Origin of the sequence: Streptomyces sp. AHA2 (genome assembly GCF_036857595.1) — a bacterium.
In the GTDB taxonomy this organism is placed as follows: Bacteria; Actinomycetota; Actinomycetes; order Streptomycetales; family Streptomycetaceae; genus Streptomyces.
Map to the genome: position 1 here is coordinate 1 of NZ_JAUQWJ010000011.1, position 19,180 is coordinate 19,180.

The window sequence follows — 19,180 nt, forward strand, 5'->3', positions numbered from 1 at the left end:
GGGTCCGACGCGAACAGCTCGCGCAGCCCGACGCCGTCGAGTTCCTTGCGGTGCTTGGCCAGTGCGGTCCACTCGGGCAGTTCGGTGAGCCGGGGGGTGCCGGCGGGGGAGTCAGACATGGGCGGGGGTCTCCTCGGTTGCCTCGCCGTTCAGGGCGATGGCGTACATCTCGTCCGCGTCGAGGCGCCGCAGCTCCTCGGCGATGAGTTCGGAGGTGGCACGGACCTTCAGGGCGAGGGTCCGGGACGGCTGGCCGGGCAGCGACAGGGTGGCCAGCGGCCCTTCGGGGCGGTCGATGACGATCTCGCCGTTCTCGGTGCCCAGGCGTACGGCCGTGACGACCGGCCCGGCGGTGACCACGCGGTCGACCCGGACGTGCAGCCGGGCCTCCAGCCAGCGGGCCAGCAGTTCGGCGGCCGGGTTCTCGGCCTCGGCCTCCACCGCCGCCGAGATCACCTTCGCCCGGGCCTGGTCCAGCGCCGCCGCCAGCATCGACCGCCAGGGCGTCAGCCGGGTCCAGGCGAGGTCGGTGTCGCCGGGAGCGTAGGAGCGGACCCGGCTCCGAAGAACCTCCAGGGGGTTCGCGACGGCGTACAGGTCCGTGATGCGCCGCTGGGCCAGCGCCCCGAGCGGGTCCTTCGAGGGCACCTCGGGGGCGTCCATCGGCCACCACACGACCACGGGCGCGTCCGGCAGCAGCAGCGGCAGGACGACGGAGTCGGCGTGCTCGGACACCTCGCCGTAGGTCCGCAGGATCACCGTCTCCCCGGTGCCGGCGTCGGCGCCCACCCGGACCTCCGCGTCCAGCCGGGAGGACTGGCGGTCGCGCGGGGTGCGGGCGTGCCGCTTGATGACGACCAGGGTGCGCGAGGGGTGCTCGTGCGAAGCCTCCTCGGCGGCCTTGATCGCGTCGTAGGCGTTCTCCTCGTCGGTGACGATCACCATCGTCAGGACCATGCCCACCGCGGGTGTGCCGATGGCGCGGCGGCCCTGTACCAGCGCCTTGTTGATCTTGCTTGCCGTGGTGTCGGTCAGGTCGATCTTCATGGCCTGCGCCAGCTCCGTCCGTCTCGTGCGAGCATCTCGTCGGCTTCCTCGGGTCCCCAGCTCCCCGAGGCGTACTGCGCGGGCCGGCCGTGCGTGGCCCAGTACTGCTCGATCGGGTCGAGGATCTTCCAGGACTCTTCCACTTCCTGGTGACGGGGGAACAGGTTGGCGTCGCCCAGGAGGACGTCCAGGATCAGCCGTTCGTACGCCTCGGGGCTGGATTCGGTGAAGGACTCGCCGTAGGCGAAGTCCATGGTCACGTCCCGGATCTCCATGGACGTGCCGGGCACCTTCGAGCCGAAGCGGACCGTCATGCCCTCGTCCGGCTGGACGCGGATGACGATGGCGTTGGAGCCGAGCTCCTCGGTCGCGGTGGAGTCGAAGGGGGAGTGCGGGGCCCGCTGGAAGACGACCGCGATCTCCGTCACCCGGCGTCCGAGCCGCTTGCCCGTGCGCAGGTAGAACGGCACACCGGCCCAGCGGCGGTTGTCCACCTGGAGCTTGATCGCGGCGTAGGTGTCGGTGGTGGAGGCGGGGTCGATGCCGTCCTCCTCCAAATAGCCGCGCACCTTGGCGCCGCCCTGCCAGGCCGCCGCGTACTGCCCGCGCACGGTGGCGGTCCCGAGGTCCTGCGGGAGCCGTACCGCCTTGAGGACCTTCAGCTTCTCGGTGAGCAGCGAGGGGGCGTCGAACGCGGCCGGCTCCTCCATCGCGGTGAGCGCCATGAGCTGCAGCAGGTGGTTCTGGATGACGTCCCGGGCGGCGCCGATGCCGTCGTAGTAGCCGGCCCGGCCGCCGATGCCGATGTCCTCGGCCATGGTGATCTGCACGTGGTCCACGAAGGACCGGTTCCAGATCGGCTCGAACATCTGGTTCGCGAAGCGCAGCGCCAGCAGGTTCTGGACGGTCTCCTTGCCCAGGTAGTGGTCGATGCGGAAGACCTGCTCCGGGTCGAACACCTCGTGCACGATGCGGTTGAGCTCCTCGGCCGACCTCAGGTCGTGCCCGAACGGCTTCTCGATGACCGCGCGCCGCCAGGAGCCCTCGGGTGCGTCGGCCAGCTTGTGCTTCTTCAGCTGCTCGACGACCTTGGGGAAGAACTTCGGCGGCACCGAGAGGTAGAACGCGTAGTTGCCGCTGGTGCCCCGGGAGGCGTCCAGCTCCTCCACGGCGGAGCGCAACTGCTCGAACGCCGAGTCGTCGTCGAAGTCGCCCGGAATGAACCGCATGCCCTCGGCGAGCTGCTGCCAGACCTCCTCGCGGAACGGGGTGCGCGCGTGCTCCTTGACCGCGTCGTGCACCACCTGCGCGAAGTCCTGGTCCTCCCAGTCCCGGCGGGCGAAGCCCACCAGGGAGAAGCCCGGTGGCAGCAGGCCGCGGTTGGCCAGGTCGTACACGGCCGGCATCAGCTTCTTGCGGGACAGGTCGCCCGTGACACCGAAGATGACCAGCCCCGAAGGGCCCGCGATCCTGGGCAGGCGGCGGTCCTGGGCGTCGCGCAGGGGGTTGTCGAAGTCCGCGTCGGCGTGCCGGGCCGGCGGGGCGGCCCGCTCCTGGCCGCTCACCCCCGTCGCCTCGGCGCCCGCCGCCTCCTGGGCGGCCGGCGCCTGCTTCTCCTCCTTGGTCCCCTTGGTCTCCTGCTCGGCCGTCCGGTGGATGTCCTCGCTCATTCCGCGTCAACTCCCTCGCTGTTCAAGGACTTGGTGACCGCGTCCAGCAGCTCCTGCCAGGCCACCTCGAACTTGGCCACTCCCTCGTCCTCCAGTTGCCGCACCACCTCGTCGTATGCGATGCCGAGCCGTTCGAGAGCCGCCAGGTCCGCGCGGGCCCGGTCGTAACCGCCGGTGACGGTGTCGCCCCGGACGTCGCCGTGGTCGGCGACGGCGTTCAGCGTGGCCTCCGGCATGGTGTTGACCGTGCCGGGGGCGACGAGTCCGTCCACGTACAGGGTGTCCTCGTACGCGGGGTCCTTCACACCGGTGGAGGCCCAAAGGGGGCGCTGCCGGTTGGCTCCGGCGCGCTCCAGGTCCCGCCAGCGCTCCCCGTCGAAGGTCTGTTCGTACGCCGCGTAGGCGAGCCGGGCGTTGGCCAGGGCCGCCCGGCCCCTCAGGCCGAGGGCCTCGGCGGTGCCCAGCAGCGTCAGCCGCTTGTCGATCTCGGCGTCGACCCGCGAGACGAGGAAGGACGCGACCGAGTGGACGGCCGACAGGTCGATCCCGGCCGCCCGGGCCCGCTCCAGCCCCGCGAGGTAGGCCTCCATGACCTCGCGGTGGCGCTCCAGGGAGAAGATCAGCGTCACGTTGACACTGATACCCGCTCCGATCACTTCTGTGATCGCGGGCAGGCCCGCCTTCGTCGCCGGAATCTTGATCATCACGTTGGGGCGGTCCACCAGCCAGGCCAGTTGCCGGGCCTCGGCGACGGTGGCCGCCGTGTCGTGGGCCAGCCGGGGGTCGACCTCGATGGAGACGCGGCCGTCCCGCCCGCCGGTGGCGTCGTACACCGGCCGCAGGACGTCGGCGGCGGCCCGGACGTCGGTGGTCGTCAGCATCCGGACGGCCTCGTCCACGCCCACGCCCCGCACCGCCAGGTCGGCGAGCTGCTCCTCGTAACCGGCGCCGGAGCCGATGGCGGCCTGGAAGATCGAGGGGTTGGTGGTGACGCCGACGACGTTCCGCCTCGCCACGAGTGCGGCGAGGCCGCCGGACTCGATCCGCCGGCGCGACAGGTCGTCGAGCCAGATCGACACGCCCTCGTCGGACAGGCGCTGCAGTGCTCCCGCGGGTGCGGTCGCTTCGGTCACTGTGATCATCTTCTTTCGTACGGCCGGATCAACCGCGTGCGGCGGCCAGGGATTCCCGCGCGGCGGCGACGACGTTCTCGGGGGTGAAGCCGTACTCGGCGAACAGCGTCCCGGCGTCGGCGGAGGCGCCGAAGTGCTCCAGGGAGACGATGCGCCCGGCGTCGCCCGTGAACCGGTGCCAGGTCAGGCCGATGCCGGCCTCCACGGCCACCCGGGCCTTCACGGACGGCGGCAGGACGCTCTCGCGGTAGGCGCGGGGCTGCTCCTCGAACCACTCCACGGACGGCATCGACACCACGCGGGTGGGCACGCCGGCCGCCTGGAGACGCTCGCGGGCCTGCGCGGCGAGCTGCACCTCGGAGCCGGTGGCGATCAGGATCACCTGGGGCGTGCCGCCCTCCGCCTCGAACCTCACGTAGCCGCCGCGCGCCACGTCCGGGTCGGGCTCGTACGTCGGCACCCCCTGCCGGGTCAGGGCCAGGCCGTGCGGCGCCGGGGCGGTGGTGTGCCGGCGCAGGATCTCGGCCCAGGCGAGGGCGGTCTCGTTGGCGTCGGCCGGGCGGACGACGTTCAGGCCGGGAATCGCGCGCAGCGAGGCGAGGTGCTCGACCGGCTGGTGCGTCGGGCCGTCCTCGCCCAGACCGATGGAGTCGTGCGTCCACACGTACGTCACCGGCAGCTGCATCAGCGCCGACATGCGCACCGCGTTGCGCATGTAGTCGGAGAACACCAGGAAGGTGCCGCCGTAGATGCGGGTGTTGCCGTGCAGGGCGATGCCGTTCATCTCCGCGGCCATGGAGAACTCGCGGATGCCGAAGTGGACGGTGCGCCCGTACGGGTCGGCGCCGGGCAGCGGGTTGCCCTCCGGGAGGAAGGAGCTGGTGCTGTCGATGGTGGTGTTGTTGGAGCCCGCCAGGTCGGCCGAGCCGCCCCACAGCTCGGGCAGCACCCCGCCGAGGGCCTGCAGGACCTTGCCGGACGCGGCCCGGGTGGCGACGGCCCGGCCGGCCTCGAACACCGGCAGGGCGTCCTCCCAGCCCTCGGGCAGCTCGCCCTTGCTGACACGGTCGTACGTGGTGGCCCGCTCCGGGTTGCCGTCGCGCCAGGCGGCGAGCCGCTTGTCCCAGTCCGCGTGCGCCTCGGCGCCCCGGTCCAGGGCCCCGCGAGTGTGGGCCAGCACCTCGTCGGCGACCTCGAAGGACCGCTCCGGGTCGAAGCCGAGCAGGCGCTTGGTGGCGGCGACCTCCTCCTCGCCGAGCGCCGAGCCGTGGGAGGCCTCGGTGTCCCGGGCGTTCGGCGCGGGCCAGGCGATGATCGTGCGCAGCGCGATGATCGAGGGACGTCCGGTCTCCGCCTGCGCCGCCCTCAGCGCCGCGTACAGCGCGGGCACGTCGATGTCGCCGTCCTCCCGCGGCGCGATCCGCTGCACGTGCCAGCCGTAGGCCTCGTACCGCTTCAGCACGTCTTCGGAGAAGGCGGTCGCGGTGTCGCCCTCGATGGAGATGTGGTTGTCGTCGTAGAGGAAGACCAGGTTGCCGAGCCGCTGATGGCCGGCGAGGGAGGAGGCCTCCGCCGAGACGCCCTCCTGGAGGTCGCCGTCGGAGACGATCGCCCAGACGGTGTGGTCGAAGGGCGACTCCCCCTCGGGCGCGTCCGGGTCGAACAGGCCGCGCTCGTAGCGGGCGGCCATCGCCATGCCGACGGCGTTCGCGACGCCCTGGCCGAGCGGGCCGGTGGTGGTCTCCACGCCCGCGGTGTGCCCGTACTCGGGGTGGCCCGGCGTCCGCGAACCCTGGGTGCGGAAGGCCTTCAGGTCCTCCAGCTCCAGCTCGTAGCCCGCCAGGTAGAGCTGCGTGTACAGGGTCAGTGAGGTGTGGCCGGGGGACAGGACGAAGCGGTCACGGCCCGCCCACTCGGGGTCGGCGGGATCGTGACGCATCACCTTCTGAAAGATCGTGTAGGCGGCCGGGGCCAGGCTCATCGCGGTGCCCGGGTGCCCGTTGCCGACCCGCTGCACGGCATCCGCCGCCAGGAGACGGGCGGTGTCGACGGCACGCCGGTCGAGTTCGGTCCATTCGAAGCTGTCCGCTGGGTGCGTGCTCATCTTCAAGAGTTCCTCGGTGGGGGCGGAGATGTGCTCTGACGTGTTCAAAGTTAAAAGTCTGACTTTTTCCAGGGAAGGTCGCGGTGTGTCAGCCTGTGGTGAAAGTGGGACACCGGGCGGCGGCACGCCGTTCGAACAGGGCGGCACGAGGCGGACATGGCGGACAGAACCCACCAAGGCGGCGACGGGATCGCAACGTTCCCCTTCCCGGTCGAACTGAGCGTCGGCGGTGTCGGCGTGCAGGTCGCGTCGATGGGGTCGATGGGGGATGCCTGGGCATCCGGCGTGCCGCTGGAACGCGTGCACCGCATCGACTTCCACGTCGTCCTGCTCTTCGGCGAGGGCCCGGTCCGGCACATGGTCGACTTCACCGAGTACGAGGCCGGCGCCGGGGACCTGCTGTGGATCCGCCCGGGGCAGGTCCACCGCTTCTCGCCGGGCAGCGAGTACCGCGGAACGGTGCTGACCATGCAACCCGGCTTCCTGCCGCGCTCCACCGTCGAGGCCACGGGCCTGTACCGCTACGACCTGCCGCCGCTGCTGCACCCCGACCCGGGGCAACTCGCCGGTCTGCGGGCCGCGCTGGACCAGCTGCGGCGCGAGTACGAGGACACCGCCACGCTGCCGCTCGGCCTGCACACCGCCGTGCTGCGCCACTGCCTGACGGCGTTCCTGCTGCGGCTCGCGCACCTCGCGGCCAGTTCGGCCGAGGCGCTGCGGCAGCGCTCCGACTCCACGTTCACCCTCTTCCGGGACGCCGTGGAGCGGGACTTCGCGTCCAACCACAGCGTCAGCGCCTACGCCGACGCGCTCGGTTACTCCCGGCGCACCCTGGTCCGCGCGGTGAGGGCCGCCACCGGCGAGACCCCCAAGTCGTTCATCGACAAGCGCGTCGTCCTGGAGGCCAAGCGGCTCCTGGCCCACACCGACCTGCCCATCGGCCGGGTCGGCGCGGCGGTCGGCTTCCCCGACGCGGCGAACTTCTCCAAGTTCTTCCACCAGCACACCGACCGGACCCCGGCGGCGTTCCGGGCGGAACTGCGCTGAGAACGGCCGTGAGGGCTGCCGCGCACGTGAGGGCGAAGAGGGGCCCTGCACGCGATAGGGCCCCACGCACGCGTGGGGCCCCTCGCGGGTTGGCTCAGCGGGCGAAGGTGAACCAGTTGACGTTCACGAAGTCCGCGGGCTGGCCGCTGGAGAAGGTCAGATAGACGTCGTGCGTCCCGGTCACGCCGCTGATGTTCGCCGGGATCGTCCGCCACGACTGCCAGCCGCCCGTGTTGCCCACCGCGAAGCTGCCGACCGGCGCGTTGCTCCGGCTGTCCAGCCGCACCTCCACCAGTCCGCTGACCCCGTTCGCCCCGCCGCCGGCCACCCGGGCGCTGAACTGCCGGGCCGCCGTGGAGCCGAAGTTCACGCCCTTGAACTGCACCCAGTCCCCGTTGGCGACCGCGCCGATGTTCCGGCCGCCGCCGGAGTCCGAGGTGGTCTCGGTGATCACGCCGGACTGGCCGTCGAACGACTCGGCCTGGATGGTGCCGTAGGCGTCGCGGTTGCCGGTCGGCGGAGGGGTGGTGCCCCCGCCGGACGACAGCACCTGCACGTAGTCGACGACCATGGCGTGCCCGGGCTGCGTGCCGCCGTCGGGCCCGCCGCCGAACGCGTCGGGGAAGCCGCCGCCCATCGCCACGTTGAGGATGATGAAGTAGCCGTGGTCCGTGGCGTTGCGCCAGGTCGTGGCGTCGACCTGGTTGGCGCGCACCGTGTGGAAGTTGACGCCGTCGAGGTAGAAGCGGATCTCCTCCACGCTCGTCGAGCGGTCCCACTCCATGCGGTAGGTGTGGAACCCGGCCTGACAGGTCGTGCCCTGACACGTGGTCGAACCGCCGATCCCGCTGGTCTCGTTGCAGGGACCGCCCGGTGAGGTGCCGCAGTGCATCGTGGCGAACACCGTGTTCATGCCCTGGGTGTTCTCCATGATGTCCAGCTCGCCGACGGCCGGCCAGTTCCAGTAGTTGCCGCGGTAGGGCGCGCCCAGCATCCAGAACGCCGGCCAGTAGCCCTTGGCGGCGGCTCCGGTGACGTTGGGCACCTGGAGGCGCGACTCCACGCGGAGCTTGCCGCCGGAGGGAGGCTGGAAGTCGGTGCGCCTGGTCTCGATGCGGCCGGAGGTCCAGTTGCCGGAGGCGTCCCTGCGGGGCGTGATGCGCAGGTTGCCGCTGCCGTCGAGGGAGACGTTGTCGGTGCTGCTCGTCATCGTCTCGATCTCGCCGGTGCCCCAGTTGGCGGGGCCGCCCGGGTAGCCCTTGCCGGTGGCGTACTGCCAGTCGGAGGTGTTGACGCCGCTGCCGGCGGGGCCGTTGAAGTCGTCCACGAACACCTGCGTCCAGCCGGACGGGGGAGGCGGGGCGGAGGCGCTCGCGGACGGCGCGCCGACGCCGGCGGCGGCCGCCGCGAGGCCGAGGGTGCCGGCGACGGCGACGAGCGCCCGCCGCAGGCGCCGGGGTCTGGGGGAGGTGCCGGAGGTTTCGCTCATGGGGGCCTCTCGGTACGGGGAGGGAGAGCGCCTGGGGAGGATGGATGAGAGCGCTCTCAAAGTGCCGCCAATGTGCTCCGCCGTGCGCGGGCCGTCAAGAGGTGAAGCCAGGAAAGTGCGCAACCGTTTTCCGGCTGCACGGCGCGAACGGGGGCCGGTGTGGGCGGTGCCTGGAGGCCGCAGTGAGTCACCCGGCCGCGGGGCCCGGCCGGCGGTCGGCCGGAACTCTTGGCGCTCGATTCGTCCGGGCCGAGGACCACTTGTTCACGTACCAGCCCGCCACGTCGTCGACGATCCGGCACACGGCAGCCCCGCCCAGGCGGCGCCCAGCCCCGTGACCTCCGCGAGCAGGGCCAGGAGCGGCAGCCGCAGCCCGTGCTGATGCCAGGGGTGTGCACCGAGCCGTCGAGCCCACCTCCGGGCCCGGCCCGTCCCTGCCGTCACCGGTCTCTCCCCCGTCACGGGTGCCGTCGGTGTCCTGTCTGGTCGGACAGCCGGCGGGCCGGGACGGTTGCCCGGACGGCGAGGCGGGGACGAAGCGGCGCTGTTGAACCGGGCGCGCCGGGGAACCCGTGGTGGACGACGGACATACCGGTCCAGGCAGCAGGAGGTCTCCGTGGCCGTTCGCCATCATCTGATCCGAGTCCCGCCCAGCGCGGTGTGGGAGGTCCTCGCCGACGGCAACCGATACGCGGAGTGGGTGGTGGGCACCTCCGAGTCCCACCCCGTGCGCGGGCAGTGGCCGCACAAGGACGCGGCCATCGAGTACCAGGTCCGGCTCGGGCCGGTGCAACTGGACAACGAGACGGTGGTCCGCTTCTGCGAGGAGGGCAGCCGGCTCGAGCTGGAGGCCAAGGCCGGCGTCCTCGGCACCGCGCGCATCGCCATCGAGTTGCGGCCCTGGGGTGAGAACTGCCTCGTCATCGTGGACGAACACCCCCTGCGCGGCGCGGGCGGCCGACTGCACAACGTCGGCTTCGAAGCCCTGATCCAGCTGCGCCACCGCGCCATGCTGGCCCGGCTGGCCCGCCTGTGCGAGGGCACGGACGAGGCCGAGGACGAGCACGAGGCCCGGCGCCCGCTCGGCCAGGTGACCGCGGCCCACGGGGCGGACGGAGCCGGCCGTGCCTGATGCCGTGGTGATCGGCGCGGGCCCCAACGGCCTGGTGGCGGCCAACGTCCTGGCGGACGCCGGATGGAGCGTCGAGGTCCTGGAGGAACAGCCCGAACCCGGCGGCGCGGTGCGCCACGACCGAGGGGTCCATCCCGACTACGTCAATGACATGTTCAGCTCCTTCTACCCGCTCGCCGCGGCCTCGCCCATCGTGGCGGGGCTGCGCCTGGAGGAGCACGGACTGCGGTGGAGCCATGCGCCCAGCGTGGTCGCGCACCCGCTCTCCGACGGCGGCTGCGCCCTGCTGGACCGCGACCCGGAGGTCACCGCCGCGTCCCTCGAAGCCTTCGCACCGGGCGACGGCGAAGCCTGGCAGCGGCTGCACGACGTGTGGGAGAGCCTGCGCGGCGACATCGTCGACGCCCTGTTCACCCCGTTCCCGCCGGTGCGCGCCGCGACACGGCTGGGGGTGCGGCTGCGCGCGGCGGGGGGGCTGCGCATGGCCCGCTCGCTGGTGCTGCCGGTGCGGCGGCTGGGTGAGGAGGAGTTCCGCGGCGAGGGCGGCCGGCTGCTGCTCGCGGGCAACGCGCTGCACGCCGACCTCGCCCCCGAGTCGGCGGGCAGCGGCGGCTTCGGCTGGCTCATGGCCATGCTGGGACAGACCTACGGCTTCCCCGTCCCGGCCGGCGGCTCGGGCGCGCTGACCGCGGCCCTGGTGCGGCGCCTGGAGAGCCGGGGCGGCCGGGTGCGGTGCGGACAGCGCGTCGAGCGGATCGTCGTGCGCGGCGGCCGGGCCCTCGGGGTGCTGACGGCGGCCGGTGACGCCGTGCGGGCCCGGCGTGCCGTGCTGGCGGACGTGTCGGTGCCCGCGCTGTTCGGCGAACTCGTCGAACCCGAGCACCTGCCCGCGCAACTGCTCGAGGACCTGCGGCGCTTCCAGTGGGACTTCGCCACCTTCAAGGTCGACTGGGCCCTGGACGGCCCGGTGCCCTGGCAGGCCGAGCAGGCGGCCCGGGCCGGGACCGTGCACCTCGCCGACGGCATGGACGAGCTGACCCGGTTCGCCGCGCAAATCGCCATGCGGCAGGTCCCGGACCGCCCGTTCCTGATCTTCGGGCAGATGACCACCTCCGACGCCTCCCGCTCCCCGCACGGCACCGAGTCGGCCTGGGCCTACACCCACATCCCGCACGACATCCGGGCCGACGCCGCCGACGAGGGCATCACCGGCAGCTGGGACGCCAAGGACCGGGAGCTGATGGCCGACCGCATGGAACGCCAGGTGGAGCGCTTCGCGCCGGGTTTCCGCGCGCTGATCCGCAACCGCCGCATCCTCGCGCCCCCGACCCTGCAGTCGCTCGACGCCAACCTGGCCGGCGGCGCCATCAACGGCGGCACGACCGCCATGCACCAGCAGCTCTTCTTCCGTCCCCTGCCGGGCACCGGCCGCCCGGAGACCCCCGTGCCCGGCCTGTACCTCGCCTCCTCCGGGGCCCACCCGGGCGGCGGCGTGCACGGCGCGCCCGGCGCCAACGCGGCCCGGGCAGCGCTGCGCCGCCACCGCGCCCCGGGGATGGCCGGCGTGCAGCGGCTCCTGGCCCGCCGCGACCGCACCGGAACCAGACGCTGATCCGGCCTGCGGCAGCAGGCCGGGAGAGAAGGCACCCATGCACAGCAGCCCACTGGCCGGTCGCACGGTCGTCATCACCGGCGCCGCCCGCGGCGTGGGCGCCGCGCTGGCGCGTGAGACCGCCCGGCGCGGCGCCCGGCTGGCGCTCGTCGGACACGAGAAGGACTCCCTGGAGGCGGTCGCCGCGTCCCTGCCGGGACCGTCGCTGGCCGTCGAGGCGGACGTGACCGACCTCGACGCGCTGCACGCGGCAGCGGACACCGTACGGTCCGCCCTCGGCCGCCCCTCGGCCGTGGTGGCCAACGCCGGGATCGCCGAGGGCGGCGCGTTCCTCGCCTCCGACCCGGCCGCCTGGCGCCGCGTGATCGACGTGAACATCACGGGCAGCTCGCACACGGCCCGCGCCTTCCTGCCGGACCTGATCGAGACGGCCGGCTACCACCTGCAGGTCGCCTCCCTCGCCTCGATCGGCGCCGCACCGCTGATGAGCGCCTACTGCGCCTCCAAGGCGGGCGTCGAGGCCTTCGCGCACGCCCTGCGGGCGGAGGTGGCGCACCGGGGCGTCGCCGTGGGCGTCGCCTACATCAACTGGACCGACACGGACATGATCCGCGACTTCGACCAGTACGACGTGCTGCGGGAACTGCGCGCCCTCATGCCCGCGCCGGCCCGGCGGGTGCACCCGGCGGACGTGGTGGCCGCCCGGCTGGTGCGGGCCGTGGAGCGCCGCCGCACGGCCGTCTACGCGCCGGCCTGGCTGCGGCTGACGCAGCCGGTGCGCTCGGCGCTGCCGCCGGTGGTGCTGCGGGTGGCCCGCCGCGCGCTGCCCCGGCTCGAGGCCCGGGGACCGGCCCGGTACTCCGGGCCCCTCGGGGCCGGGGGCGAGGCCGACCGCCTGGCGGCACACCGCCGTTCCTGAACGCCGGTGGCCCGCCCCTCCCGGACAGGCGGGCCCATGCCGGACACTGGGAACGGGAGAAGGGAGGCCGGTCGTGCTGACCGAGGTCCGCGAGCAACTGGGCCAGGCCCTGTTCCGCCGGGTCGCCGGACCGGGCGGGCCGCAGACGCGTGCCCGCATCCACGACACGCCGGGGCCGCGCTGGTTCGGCCCCGACCGGCCGATCCGCACGGTCCACGGCGACGCCTCCATGTTCATCGGCGGCCTGACCGCGCTGCTCCTGCAGTCCCTGCACCCGCTGGCGATGGCGGCCGTCGCCGGGCACTCCGGCTACCGCGGCGACCCGTGGGGCCGGCTGCAGCGCACCAGCACCTTCCTGGCCGTGACGACCTACGGCACCGCCGAGGACGCGCAGCAGGCGGTCGACCAGGTACGCGCCATCCACGAGCGGATCCGCGGGACGACGGCCGACGGCGAGCCGTACCACGCGGCCGACCCGCACCTGCTCGGCTGGGTGCACGCCGCCGAGGCGTACAGCTTCCTGCGCGCCCACGCGCGCTACGGCGCCCGGCCCCTGGACGCGGCGGGCCAGGACGCCTACGTCGCCGACACCGCGCGGGTCGCCGAGGCGCTGGGGGCCGTCGACCCGCCGCGCGACCGCCGCGAGCTGGCCGAGCGCCTGGCCGCCTACCGGCCCGAGCTGCGGGCCACGCCCGAAGCCCGGGCGGCCGCCCGTTTCCTGCTGTTCCGGCCGCCCCTGCCGCTGGCCGTACGGCCCTTCTACGGCGGGCTGGTCGCCAACGCGGTCACCGCGCTGCCGCCCTGGGCCCGCACCCTGCTGTGGCTGCCCCGGGTCCCGGTCGTCGAGGACCTCGCCGTACGCCCCGCCGGACTCGCCCTGACCCGGACCATCCGCTGGGCGATGACCCCGCCCCGGACGACCTGACCCCACAGCCGCCGCCCGCCTCGGAGCACGCCGGTGCTGCGGTGCGCGGGCGCCTCAGCCGGTGCGCAGTATCCAGCTCCAGCGGTGCACACCGGGCGGGACGAGGTAGGAGGCGAAGGTGTCGGGCCCGCACGAGGCCGTGCCCAGGCCGCGGTGCGCCGCGTCGATGTGCACCACGCACCCGGCACGCGGCACGAGTTCGTCGTGATGCGCCGCCGCGGCGAGGTCCGCCGCGCGGTACCGGGTCACGGACACCTGACGGGGCCGGTCCAGCCGCACCTGGAGCCCCGGCGCGCCCGGCGCGGACAGCCTGAAGCGCCGCACCCCGTGCCGTCCGCCGCTCTCCTGCGGCCGCAGGTACGGCGTGAACAGCTCGTCCACCGGCAGGGCGTGGTGACCCACCGGCGCGCCCCCGGCCCGGTCGGGGTAGGACTCCCAGGGGCCCTGCCCGAACCACTCCAGCAGGCTGGGCCCGGCCACCGTCTCGAACACCGACCCGACCCGGGCCACGTCGTACAGGCTTCCGGGCAGCTCGGCGCGCTCCTCGACGAGCAGCCCGTCCGCCAGCGCCGTGAACACCTGCTCGTGCCGGACGGTCCCGCCCGTGCACACGTGGTCGGCGACCACGGTCACACGGCCGGCGTCCCGCCGTACCGAGACGAGCTCGCGGACGGGAGCGTGCAGCCCCCAGTCCCGCCAGCGGGCCGCCATGCCGCCCAGTTCGTCGTTGTCGGTGGGCGCCCGCCACAGGGACAGCGTGGGTGCGGCCGTCAGCAGCGGATGCACCAGCAGGCCGTGGTCGTCGACCTCGACCGTCCGGCCGGGCGCCGGGGTGTGCCGGACCGGGGCCGCCGCCCGCAGCCGCACCTGCGGCAGGCAGACGACGGTGCCGCGCGGCGCCCACGGCTCGTCGGCCGCCGTCGTGACGCGCAGGGTCAGCCACGCCTCCCCGCCCTCCGCCGGCACCGTGAAGGGCAGCGGCACCGCCGCCGTCTGGCCGGGCCGCAGATCGGGCAGCTCGGCGGGCGCGGTGAGCGTGCCGCCGTCGGCCAGGGACAGCTCCCACTCGGCCGACAGCCGGTCCAGGCCGCGGAAGTGCTGGTGGTTGCCCAGGACGACGCCCTCGTGCCGGTAGCACTCGATGCGCACCGGCGCGGCGATCTCCCGGTGCTCGTACATCACGGGCTTGGGGGTGCGGTCGGGGAAGACGACGCCGTCGGCGATGAAGGCGCCGTCGTGGTCGCTCTCCCCGAAGTCGCCGCCGTACGCCCAGCGGTGACCGGGCGCGGCGACACCCCGGTGGTGGAGCCCGGCGCCCCCGCGCCCGGCCGGTCTGCCGTCGCTCACCCGCTGGAGGATGCCGTGGTCCCGGAACTCCCAGACGAACCCGCCCTGAAGGCCCGGCGTGGCCTCGATGGCGGCCCAGTGGTCCGCGAGCGTGCCGTTGCTGTTGCCCATGGCGTGCGAGTACTCGCACTGGATCAGCGGCTTGGTCTGCGTGCCCGACCTGGCGTGCGCCAGGCACTCCTCCAGCGGGGCGTACATCGGGCACGCGATGTCGGACGCCACGTCCGGGTCGGCCCAGCCGCGCCTGGCGGCGCCCTCGTACTGCACCGGGCGGGTCGGGTCGTGGCGGCGCACCCAGCCGGCGGCGGCGTCGTGGTTGGCCCCGTAGTCGGACTCGTTGCCCAGCGACCAGACGATGACGCACGGGTGGTTCTTGTCGCGCAGCACCATCCGGGACACGCGGTCCACGAACGCGCCCAGGTAGCGCGGGTCGTCGGCGATCTCGTGGGCGTGGTCGTGCGACTCGATGTCTGCCTCGTCGACGACGTACAGGCCCAGTTCGTCGGCCAGGTCGTACAGCGCCGGGTCGTTGGGGTAGTGCGCGGTGCGGATCGCGTTGAACCCGAACCGCTTCAGCAGCACGAGGTCGGCGCGCATGTCCTCGTACGGCACCGTCCGCCCGGTCAGCGGGTGGAAGTCGTGCCGGTTGACGCCCCGGACGAACACGCGCTCGCCGTTGACCAGCAGGTCCCGGCCGCTGATCTCGACGTCGCGGAAGCCGATCCGGTGCCGCGAGGTGTCGGCGACCGTGCCGTCGGCCCGGTGCAGGCGCACGGTCAGGCCGTACAGCTCGGGCGTCTCGGCGGTCCAGGTGCGCACGTCCGGTACGACGGCCCGCAGCCGGGCCTCGCCGAGGAAGGCGGAGACGCGCTCGTCCTCGGCGTTGGCCCGGTCGAACCCGGCGTCCTGCACGAGCGGTCGCCCGTCCAGCTCGCCGCTGACGTACCAGCCCCCGGGCAGCGCCCCGTCCGCGTCCCGCACCCGGCAGTCCACGCGCAGGTCGCCGTCCCGCCGGGCCCGCACGGTCACGTCCGCCAGATGGAGCGGCGCGGTCGCGTACAGCAGCACCGAGCGGGTGATGCCGCCGTGCCACCACTGGTCCTGGTCCTCGATGTGGGAGGCGTCCGACCACTTCACGACGGTCAGGCGCACCGTCGCGCGTTCCCCGGGGCGCACCAGGTCCGTCAGGTCGAACTCGGCGGCCAGGTGGGAGTCCTTGGAGATCCCGGCGGGCCGTCCGTCCACGTGCACCAGCAGCACGCTCTCGGCGGCCCCGACCTGCAGCACGATCCGCCGCCCGGTCCATCCGGCCGGCACGTCGACGTCCCGCTCGTACACCCCGGTCGGGTTGGCGGACGGCACGGACGGCGGGAACTCGCCGAACGGCATGCGGACATTGAGGTACTGGGGGAGGTCGCCGGTGTCCTGCAGGGTCCACACCCCCGGCACGTGCGCCGAGGTCCAGTCCCGGCCGGGCGCGGCGCCGGGAGCGGGCAGCAACTGGAACCGCCAGTCCCCGTCGAGGAGCACGGCCCCGGGACGCCGGTCGACGGCGTGCATCGGCAGCCGTCCCCAGGAGGTCACCTCGGGCGCCTCCCAGGGGCGCAGGGCGATCAGGGGGTCGCTCATCCGCGGACGGCCCCCTTGGCGAGGTCGCCGATGATCTGCCGGGCACCGATCGCGAACACGACCAGCAGGGGGATCAGGGCGAGCAGCGCGCCGGTCATCACCATGCCGTAGTCGGTCGTGCCGTGCGTGCCGTTGAGCTGGGACAGGGCGACCTGGAGGGTGACGTTGTCGGGATTCGTGAGGGCGATCAGCGGCCAGGCGTAGTCGTTCCACTGGCTCATGAAGGTGAAGATGCCGAGGAACGCCAGCCCGGGACGGACCACGGGCAGCGCCACGTGCCAGTACTGGCGCAGGAAGCCCGCCCCGTCCAGCTTGGAGGCGTCGATCAGTTCGTCGGGAACCGCGCTCCTCATGTACTGGCGCATCCAGAAGATGCCGAACGCGTTGGCCGCCGCCGGCACGATCAGCGAGGTCATCGACCCGATCCAGCCCAGCTTGGCCATGATCACGAACTGCGGGATGGCCTGGAGCTGCATCGGCACCATGAAGATGAGCATCAGCAGCGCGAACAGGGCCCGTTTGCCGGGGAAGGCGAACTTGGCGAAGACGAACGCCGCGAGCGAGTCGAGGAACAGCACCAGCACCGTCACGGAGACGGCGACGAGCAGGGAGTTGAACAGCGACCCGAAGAAGTCGACGGTGTCGAACAGGTGGCGGACGTTCTCCGTGAAGTGCGAGCCCGGCAGCAGTTTCGGAGGATAGGAGAAGATCTCCGTCGACGTGTGCGTCGACATGATGACGGCCCAGTAGAAGGGGAACGCCGACAGCAGCAGACCGAGCACGAGCACCGCGTGCAGTGCGACGCCCCGGCCGCGGGAACCCTGGATGGATGCCATGGTGTGCGTGCCTCCCTAGTCTTCGCCCCGGCGCTGCACCAGGCGCCAGTTGATGATCGAGAAGAGGACGACGACGAGGAAGATGCCCCAGGCCACGGCGGCGCCGTAGCCGAAGTCGTTGTTGTCGAACGTCTGTTGGAAGAAGTAGAGGACCATCGTCCGGCCGGCGTGACCGGGGCCGCCGGAGAACGCGGACTCGTTCGCCGTGGTCTGCAGCAGCACCTGCGGCTCGGCGAAGCTCTGCAACCCGGTGACGGTCGAGACGACGAGCACGAACAGCAGGGTGGGCCGCAGCAGCGGCAGCGTGACCCGGAAGAACGTCTGCACCGGTCCGGCACCGTCGATGCGCGCCGCCTCGTACAGGTCGCTCGGGATCGTCTGGAGTCCGGCGAGGAAGATGATCGCGTTGTAGCCGGTCCACTGCCAGGTCATCAGCGTCGCGACGGCGACCTTGATGCCCCACGGCGTGTTCAGCCACGCCACCTGGTCCAGTCCGACCGCCTGCAACAGGGCGTTCATCAGGCCGAAGTTCGTGGAGAACACCGAGCCGAAGACGATCGCGACGGCGACGACCGAGGTGACGTTGGGAAGGAAGTACGCGAACCGGTAGACGTTCTTCAGGCGGACCGCCGAATTGAGCATCACGGCCGTCACCATCGCCAGGAAGATCATGGGGAAGGTGGCCAGCCCCCAGATGATCAGGGTGTTGCCGATGGAGCTCCAGAAGCCCCCGTCGGTGAGCAGGTAGCGGAACTGCGCCAGGCCCGCCCACTCCATCTCGCCCAGGCCGTCCCAGCGGTGGAAGGACAGGTACAGCGAGAAGCCGACGGGTATCAGGCCGAAGCAGAGGAAGAGCAGGTAGAACGGGGAGATCGCGGCGTACAGCCGCCAGTGGCTCAGCACGCCCTTCCTGCGGGGGACCACCGGGGTCCCGGTGCTGACCGCGGGCGTGTCGACGACGGGTGCGGTGGTCATCCGTACGTCACCCCCAGGTGGTCCGCGATGCGCCGGCACGTGCCCATGGCGTCCCTCCAGGCCTGCTCCGGGTCCTTGCCGAGGACGCCGACGTTCTTGATCTCGTCGCGGACGGGCTGCCCGAGCGCGATGTCGTACGGGCTGTTGTAGGCCACCGGGATCCTCTCGGCCGCCGGGCCGTAGACGTCCATGGTGATCTGGCCGCCGAAGAACGGGTCCGGCTCGCGCAGCTTGCGCATCGCGTACGAGGCCGGGGTCGACGGGAAGAGGCCCGCGTCGACGAAGCCCTGGGCCTGGTTGTCCGCGTCGAGCATCCAGGTGATGATCTCGAAGGCCCGCTCGGGCTCCCGGCACGCCTTGGTGATCGCCAGGAACGAGCCGCCGACGTTGGAGGGGCCGCCCGGGCAGTCGGCGACCCGCCACCTGCCCTTGGTCCTCGGCAGACCGAGCTTGATGTCACCGGCCGCCCAGGAGGCGTTGAGCTGGCTGGGCAGCAGCCCCCGCTCGGCGGCCGAGTTCCAGTCCGGGGTGCCGCTGACGATGTCCGACACGAGCCCGCGCCGCTTGGCCTCCACGGCACGGTCCCAGCAGGCGCGGACGTGCTCGCCGTCCCCGATGAAGTGCCGGTCCCTGTCGACGAACCGGGTGGTGCCCTGCCCCAGCGACATCTCGAAGACGCTGCCGACGTCCGTCAGCAGGAACGCCCCGGGCACCCGCCTGCGCAGCCGCTCGCCCGCCGCGAAGAACTGCTCCCAGGTGCCCAGTTCCCGTGAGACGTCGGCCGGTTCGTGCGGCAGCCCGGCCCTGTCGAACACGGCCGGCTGGTAGTAGTGCACCACCGGGCCCACGTCGATGGGGAACCCGATCAGGCTGCCGTCGTCGGCGACGCCCTGCCGCCACTTCCAGTCCAGGTAGCGGCTCCTGAGCTTCTCGGCGCCCAGCGTCCTGAGGTCCACGAACTGGTCGGCGTTGGGCAGGTAGGAGGCCATGTCCTCGCCCTTGAGCCCGGCGATGTCGGGGATGTGGGCGCGGCCGGCCAGGGTGGTGATCAGCTTGGACCGGTAGTAGCCGCCGATCTGCTGGGCCTTGAGGCCGACGTCCTTGCCGTAGCGGGCCCTGGCCTCCTGCACGACGGTGTCGCTCAGACCGCCGCTCCAGTACCACAGGACCATGTTCCGGCCGGTCGAGCCGGTCGGCACGGCGCAGCCGGCCGCCAGGCCGCCCAGCGCCGTGGCGGCCGTACCGGCCAGGCCCGCGCGCAGCAGGCCTCTTCGTGAGAGCCGCACAGCTCCCACCGCCTTTCGGATCTGTTCGT

14 protein-coding genes are annotated in these 19,180 nt (G+C 72.8%); 5 read left to right on the top strand and 9 right to left on the bottom strand.

Annotation, left to right across the window (positions count from 1 at the left end; all coding sequences use genetic code 11):
• Positions 1–111: 111 nt before the first annotated feature.
• From opcA to tkt, 4 genes are read right to left on the bottom strand one after another with little or no spacing between them, the layout of a single operon-like run.
• Entirely contained in the window at positions 112–1,047 is a 936-nt protein-coding gene (opcA, locus tag Q5694_RS22205; RefSeq protein ID WP_333934969.1) for a glucose-6-phosphate dehydrogenase assembly protein OpcA, read from the bottom strand.
• Positions 1,044–2,717, bottom strand: a complete 1,674-nt coding sequence (zwf, locus tag Q5694_RS22210) for a glucose-6-phosphate dehydrogenase (RefSeq protein WP_333934970.1) — start codon at positions 2,715–2,717, stop codon at positions 1,044–1,046. Before zwf ends, opcA begins: the two co-directional genes overlap by 4 nt.
• Positions 2,714–3,859 (bottom strand): transaldolase, encoded by a 1,146-nt coding sequence (gene tal, locus Q5694_RS22215; protein WP_333934971.1) that lies wholly within the window; start codon positions 3,857–3,859, stop codon positions 2,714–2,716. Before tal ends, zwf begins: the two co-directional genes overlap by 4 nt.
• A gap of 19 nt (positions 3,860–3,878) precedes the next feature.
• Entirely contained in the window at positions 3,879–5,954 is a 2,076-nt protein-coding gene (gene tkt / locus Q5694_RS22220; protein ID WP_333934972.1) for a transketolase, read from the bottom strand.
• A gap of 156 nt (positions 5,955–6,110) precedes the next feature.
• On the opposite strand from tkt, the gene Q5694_RS22225 reads away from it, so the two are divergent.
• Entirely contained in the window at positions 6,111–7,001 is an 891-nt protein-coding gene (locus Q5694_RS22225; protein ID WP_333934973.1) for a helix-turn-helix domain-containing protein, read from the top strand.
• A gap of 94 nt (positions 7,002–7,095) precedes the next feature.
• On the opposite strand, the gene Q5694_RS22230 is transcribed toward Q5694_RS22225, so the two are convergent.
• Positions 7,096–8,490, bottom strand: a complete 1,395-nt coding sequence (locus Q5694_RS22230; RefSeq protein WP_333934974.1) for a glycoside hydrolase family 16 protein — start codon at positions 8,488–8,490, stop codon at positions 7,096–7,098.
• Between the two features lie 616 nt (positions 8,491–9,106).
• On the opposite strand from Q5694_RS22230, the gene Q5694_RS22235 reads away from it, so the two are divergent.
• The 4 genes from Q5694_RS22235 (at position 9,107) to Q5694_RS22250 (ending at position 13,078) form a co-directional block, all read left to right on the top strand.
• The gene (locus Q5694_RS22235) at positions 9,107–9,622 is read left to right on the top strand and encodes an SRPBCC family protein (RefSeq protein WP_333934975.1); all 516 of its coding nucleotides are present in this window, start codon (positions 9,107–9,109) and stop codon (positions 9,620–9,622) included.
• A complete protein-coding gene (locus Q5694_RS22240) occupies positions 9,615–11,234 on the top strand; it encodes a phytoene desaturase family protein (RefSeq protein ID WP_333934976.1) in 1,620 nt (539 codons plus the stop codon). Before Q5694_RS22235 ends, Q5694_RS22240 begins: the two co-directional genes overlap by 8 nt.
• Positions 11,235–11,271: 37 nt before the next feature.
• Positions 11,272–12,153 carry an SDR family oxidoreductase gene (locus Q5694_RS22245; RefSeq protein ID WP_333934977.1) on the top strand — a complete coding sequence of 294 codons (882 nt, stop codon included), beginning with the start codon at positions 11,272–11,274 and terminating at the stop codon, positions 12,151–12,153.
• A 73-nt stretch (positions 12,154–12,226) separates the two neighbouring features.
• Positions 12,227–13,078, top strand: a complete 852-nt coding sequence (locus Q5694_RS22250; RefSeq protein ID WP_333934978.1) for an oxygenase MpaB family protein — start codon at positions 12,227–12,229, stop codon at positions 13,076–13,078.
• A gap of 54 nt (positions 13,079–13,132) precedes the next feature.
• On the opposite strand, the gene Q5694_RS22255 is transcribed toward Q5694_RS22250, so the two are convergent.
• Genes Q5694_RS22255 through Q5694_RS22270 form a run of 4 tightly spaced genes read right to left on the bottom strand, consistent with a single transcriptional unit; the run spans position 13,133 to position 19,151 of the window.
• Positions 13,133–16,054 (bottom strand): glycoside hydrolase family 2 TIM barrel-domain containing protein, encoded by a 2,922-nt coding sequence (locus Q5694_RS22255; protein ID WP_333934979.1) that lies wholly within the window; start codon positions 16,052–16,054, stop codon positions 13,133–13,135.
• Entirely contained in the window at positions 16,051–16,890 is an 840-nt protein-coding gene (locus Q5694_RS22260; protein WP_333934980.1) for a carbohydrate ABC transporter permease, read from the bottom strand. Before Q5694_RS22260 ends, Q5694_RS22255 begins: the two co-directional genes overlap by 4 nt.
• 15 nt (positions 16,891–16,905) lie before the next feature.
• The gene (locus Q5694_RS22265; RefSeq protein WP_333934981.1) at positions 16,906–17,865 is read right to left on the bottom strand and encodes a carbohydrate ABC transporter permease; all 960 of its coding nucleotides are present in this window, start codon (positions 17,863–17,865) and stop codon (positions 16,906–16,908) included.
• Entirely contained in the window at positions 17,862–19,151 is a 1,290-nt protein-coding gene (locus Q5694_RS22270) for an extracellular solute-binding protein (RefSeq protein WP_333934982.1), read from the bottom strand. Before Q5694_RS22270 ends, Q5694_RS22265 begins: the two co-directional genes overlap by 4 nt.
• Positions 19,152–19,180: the final 29 nt, after the last annotated feature.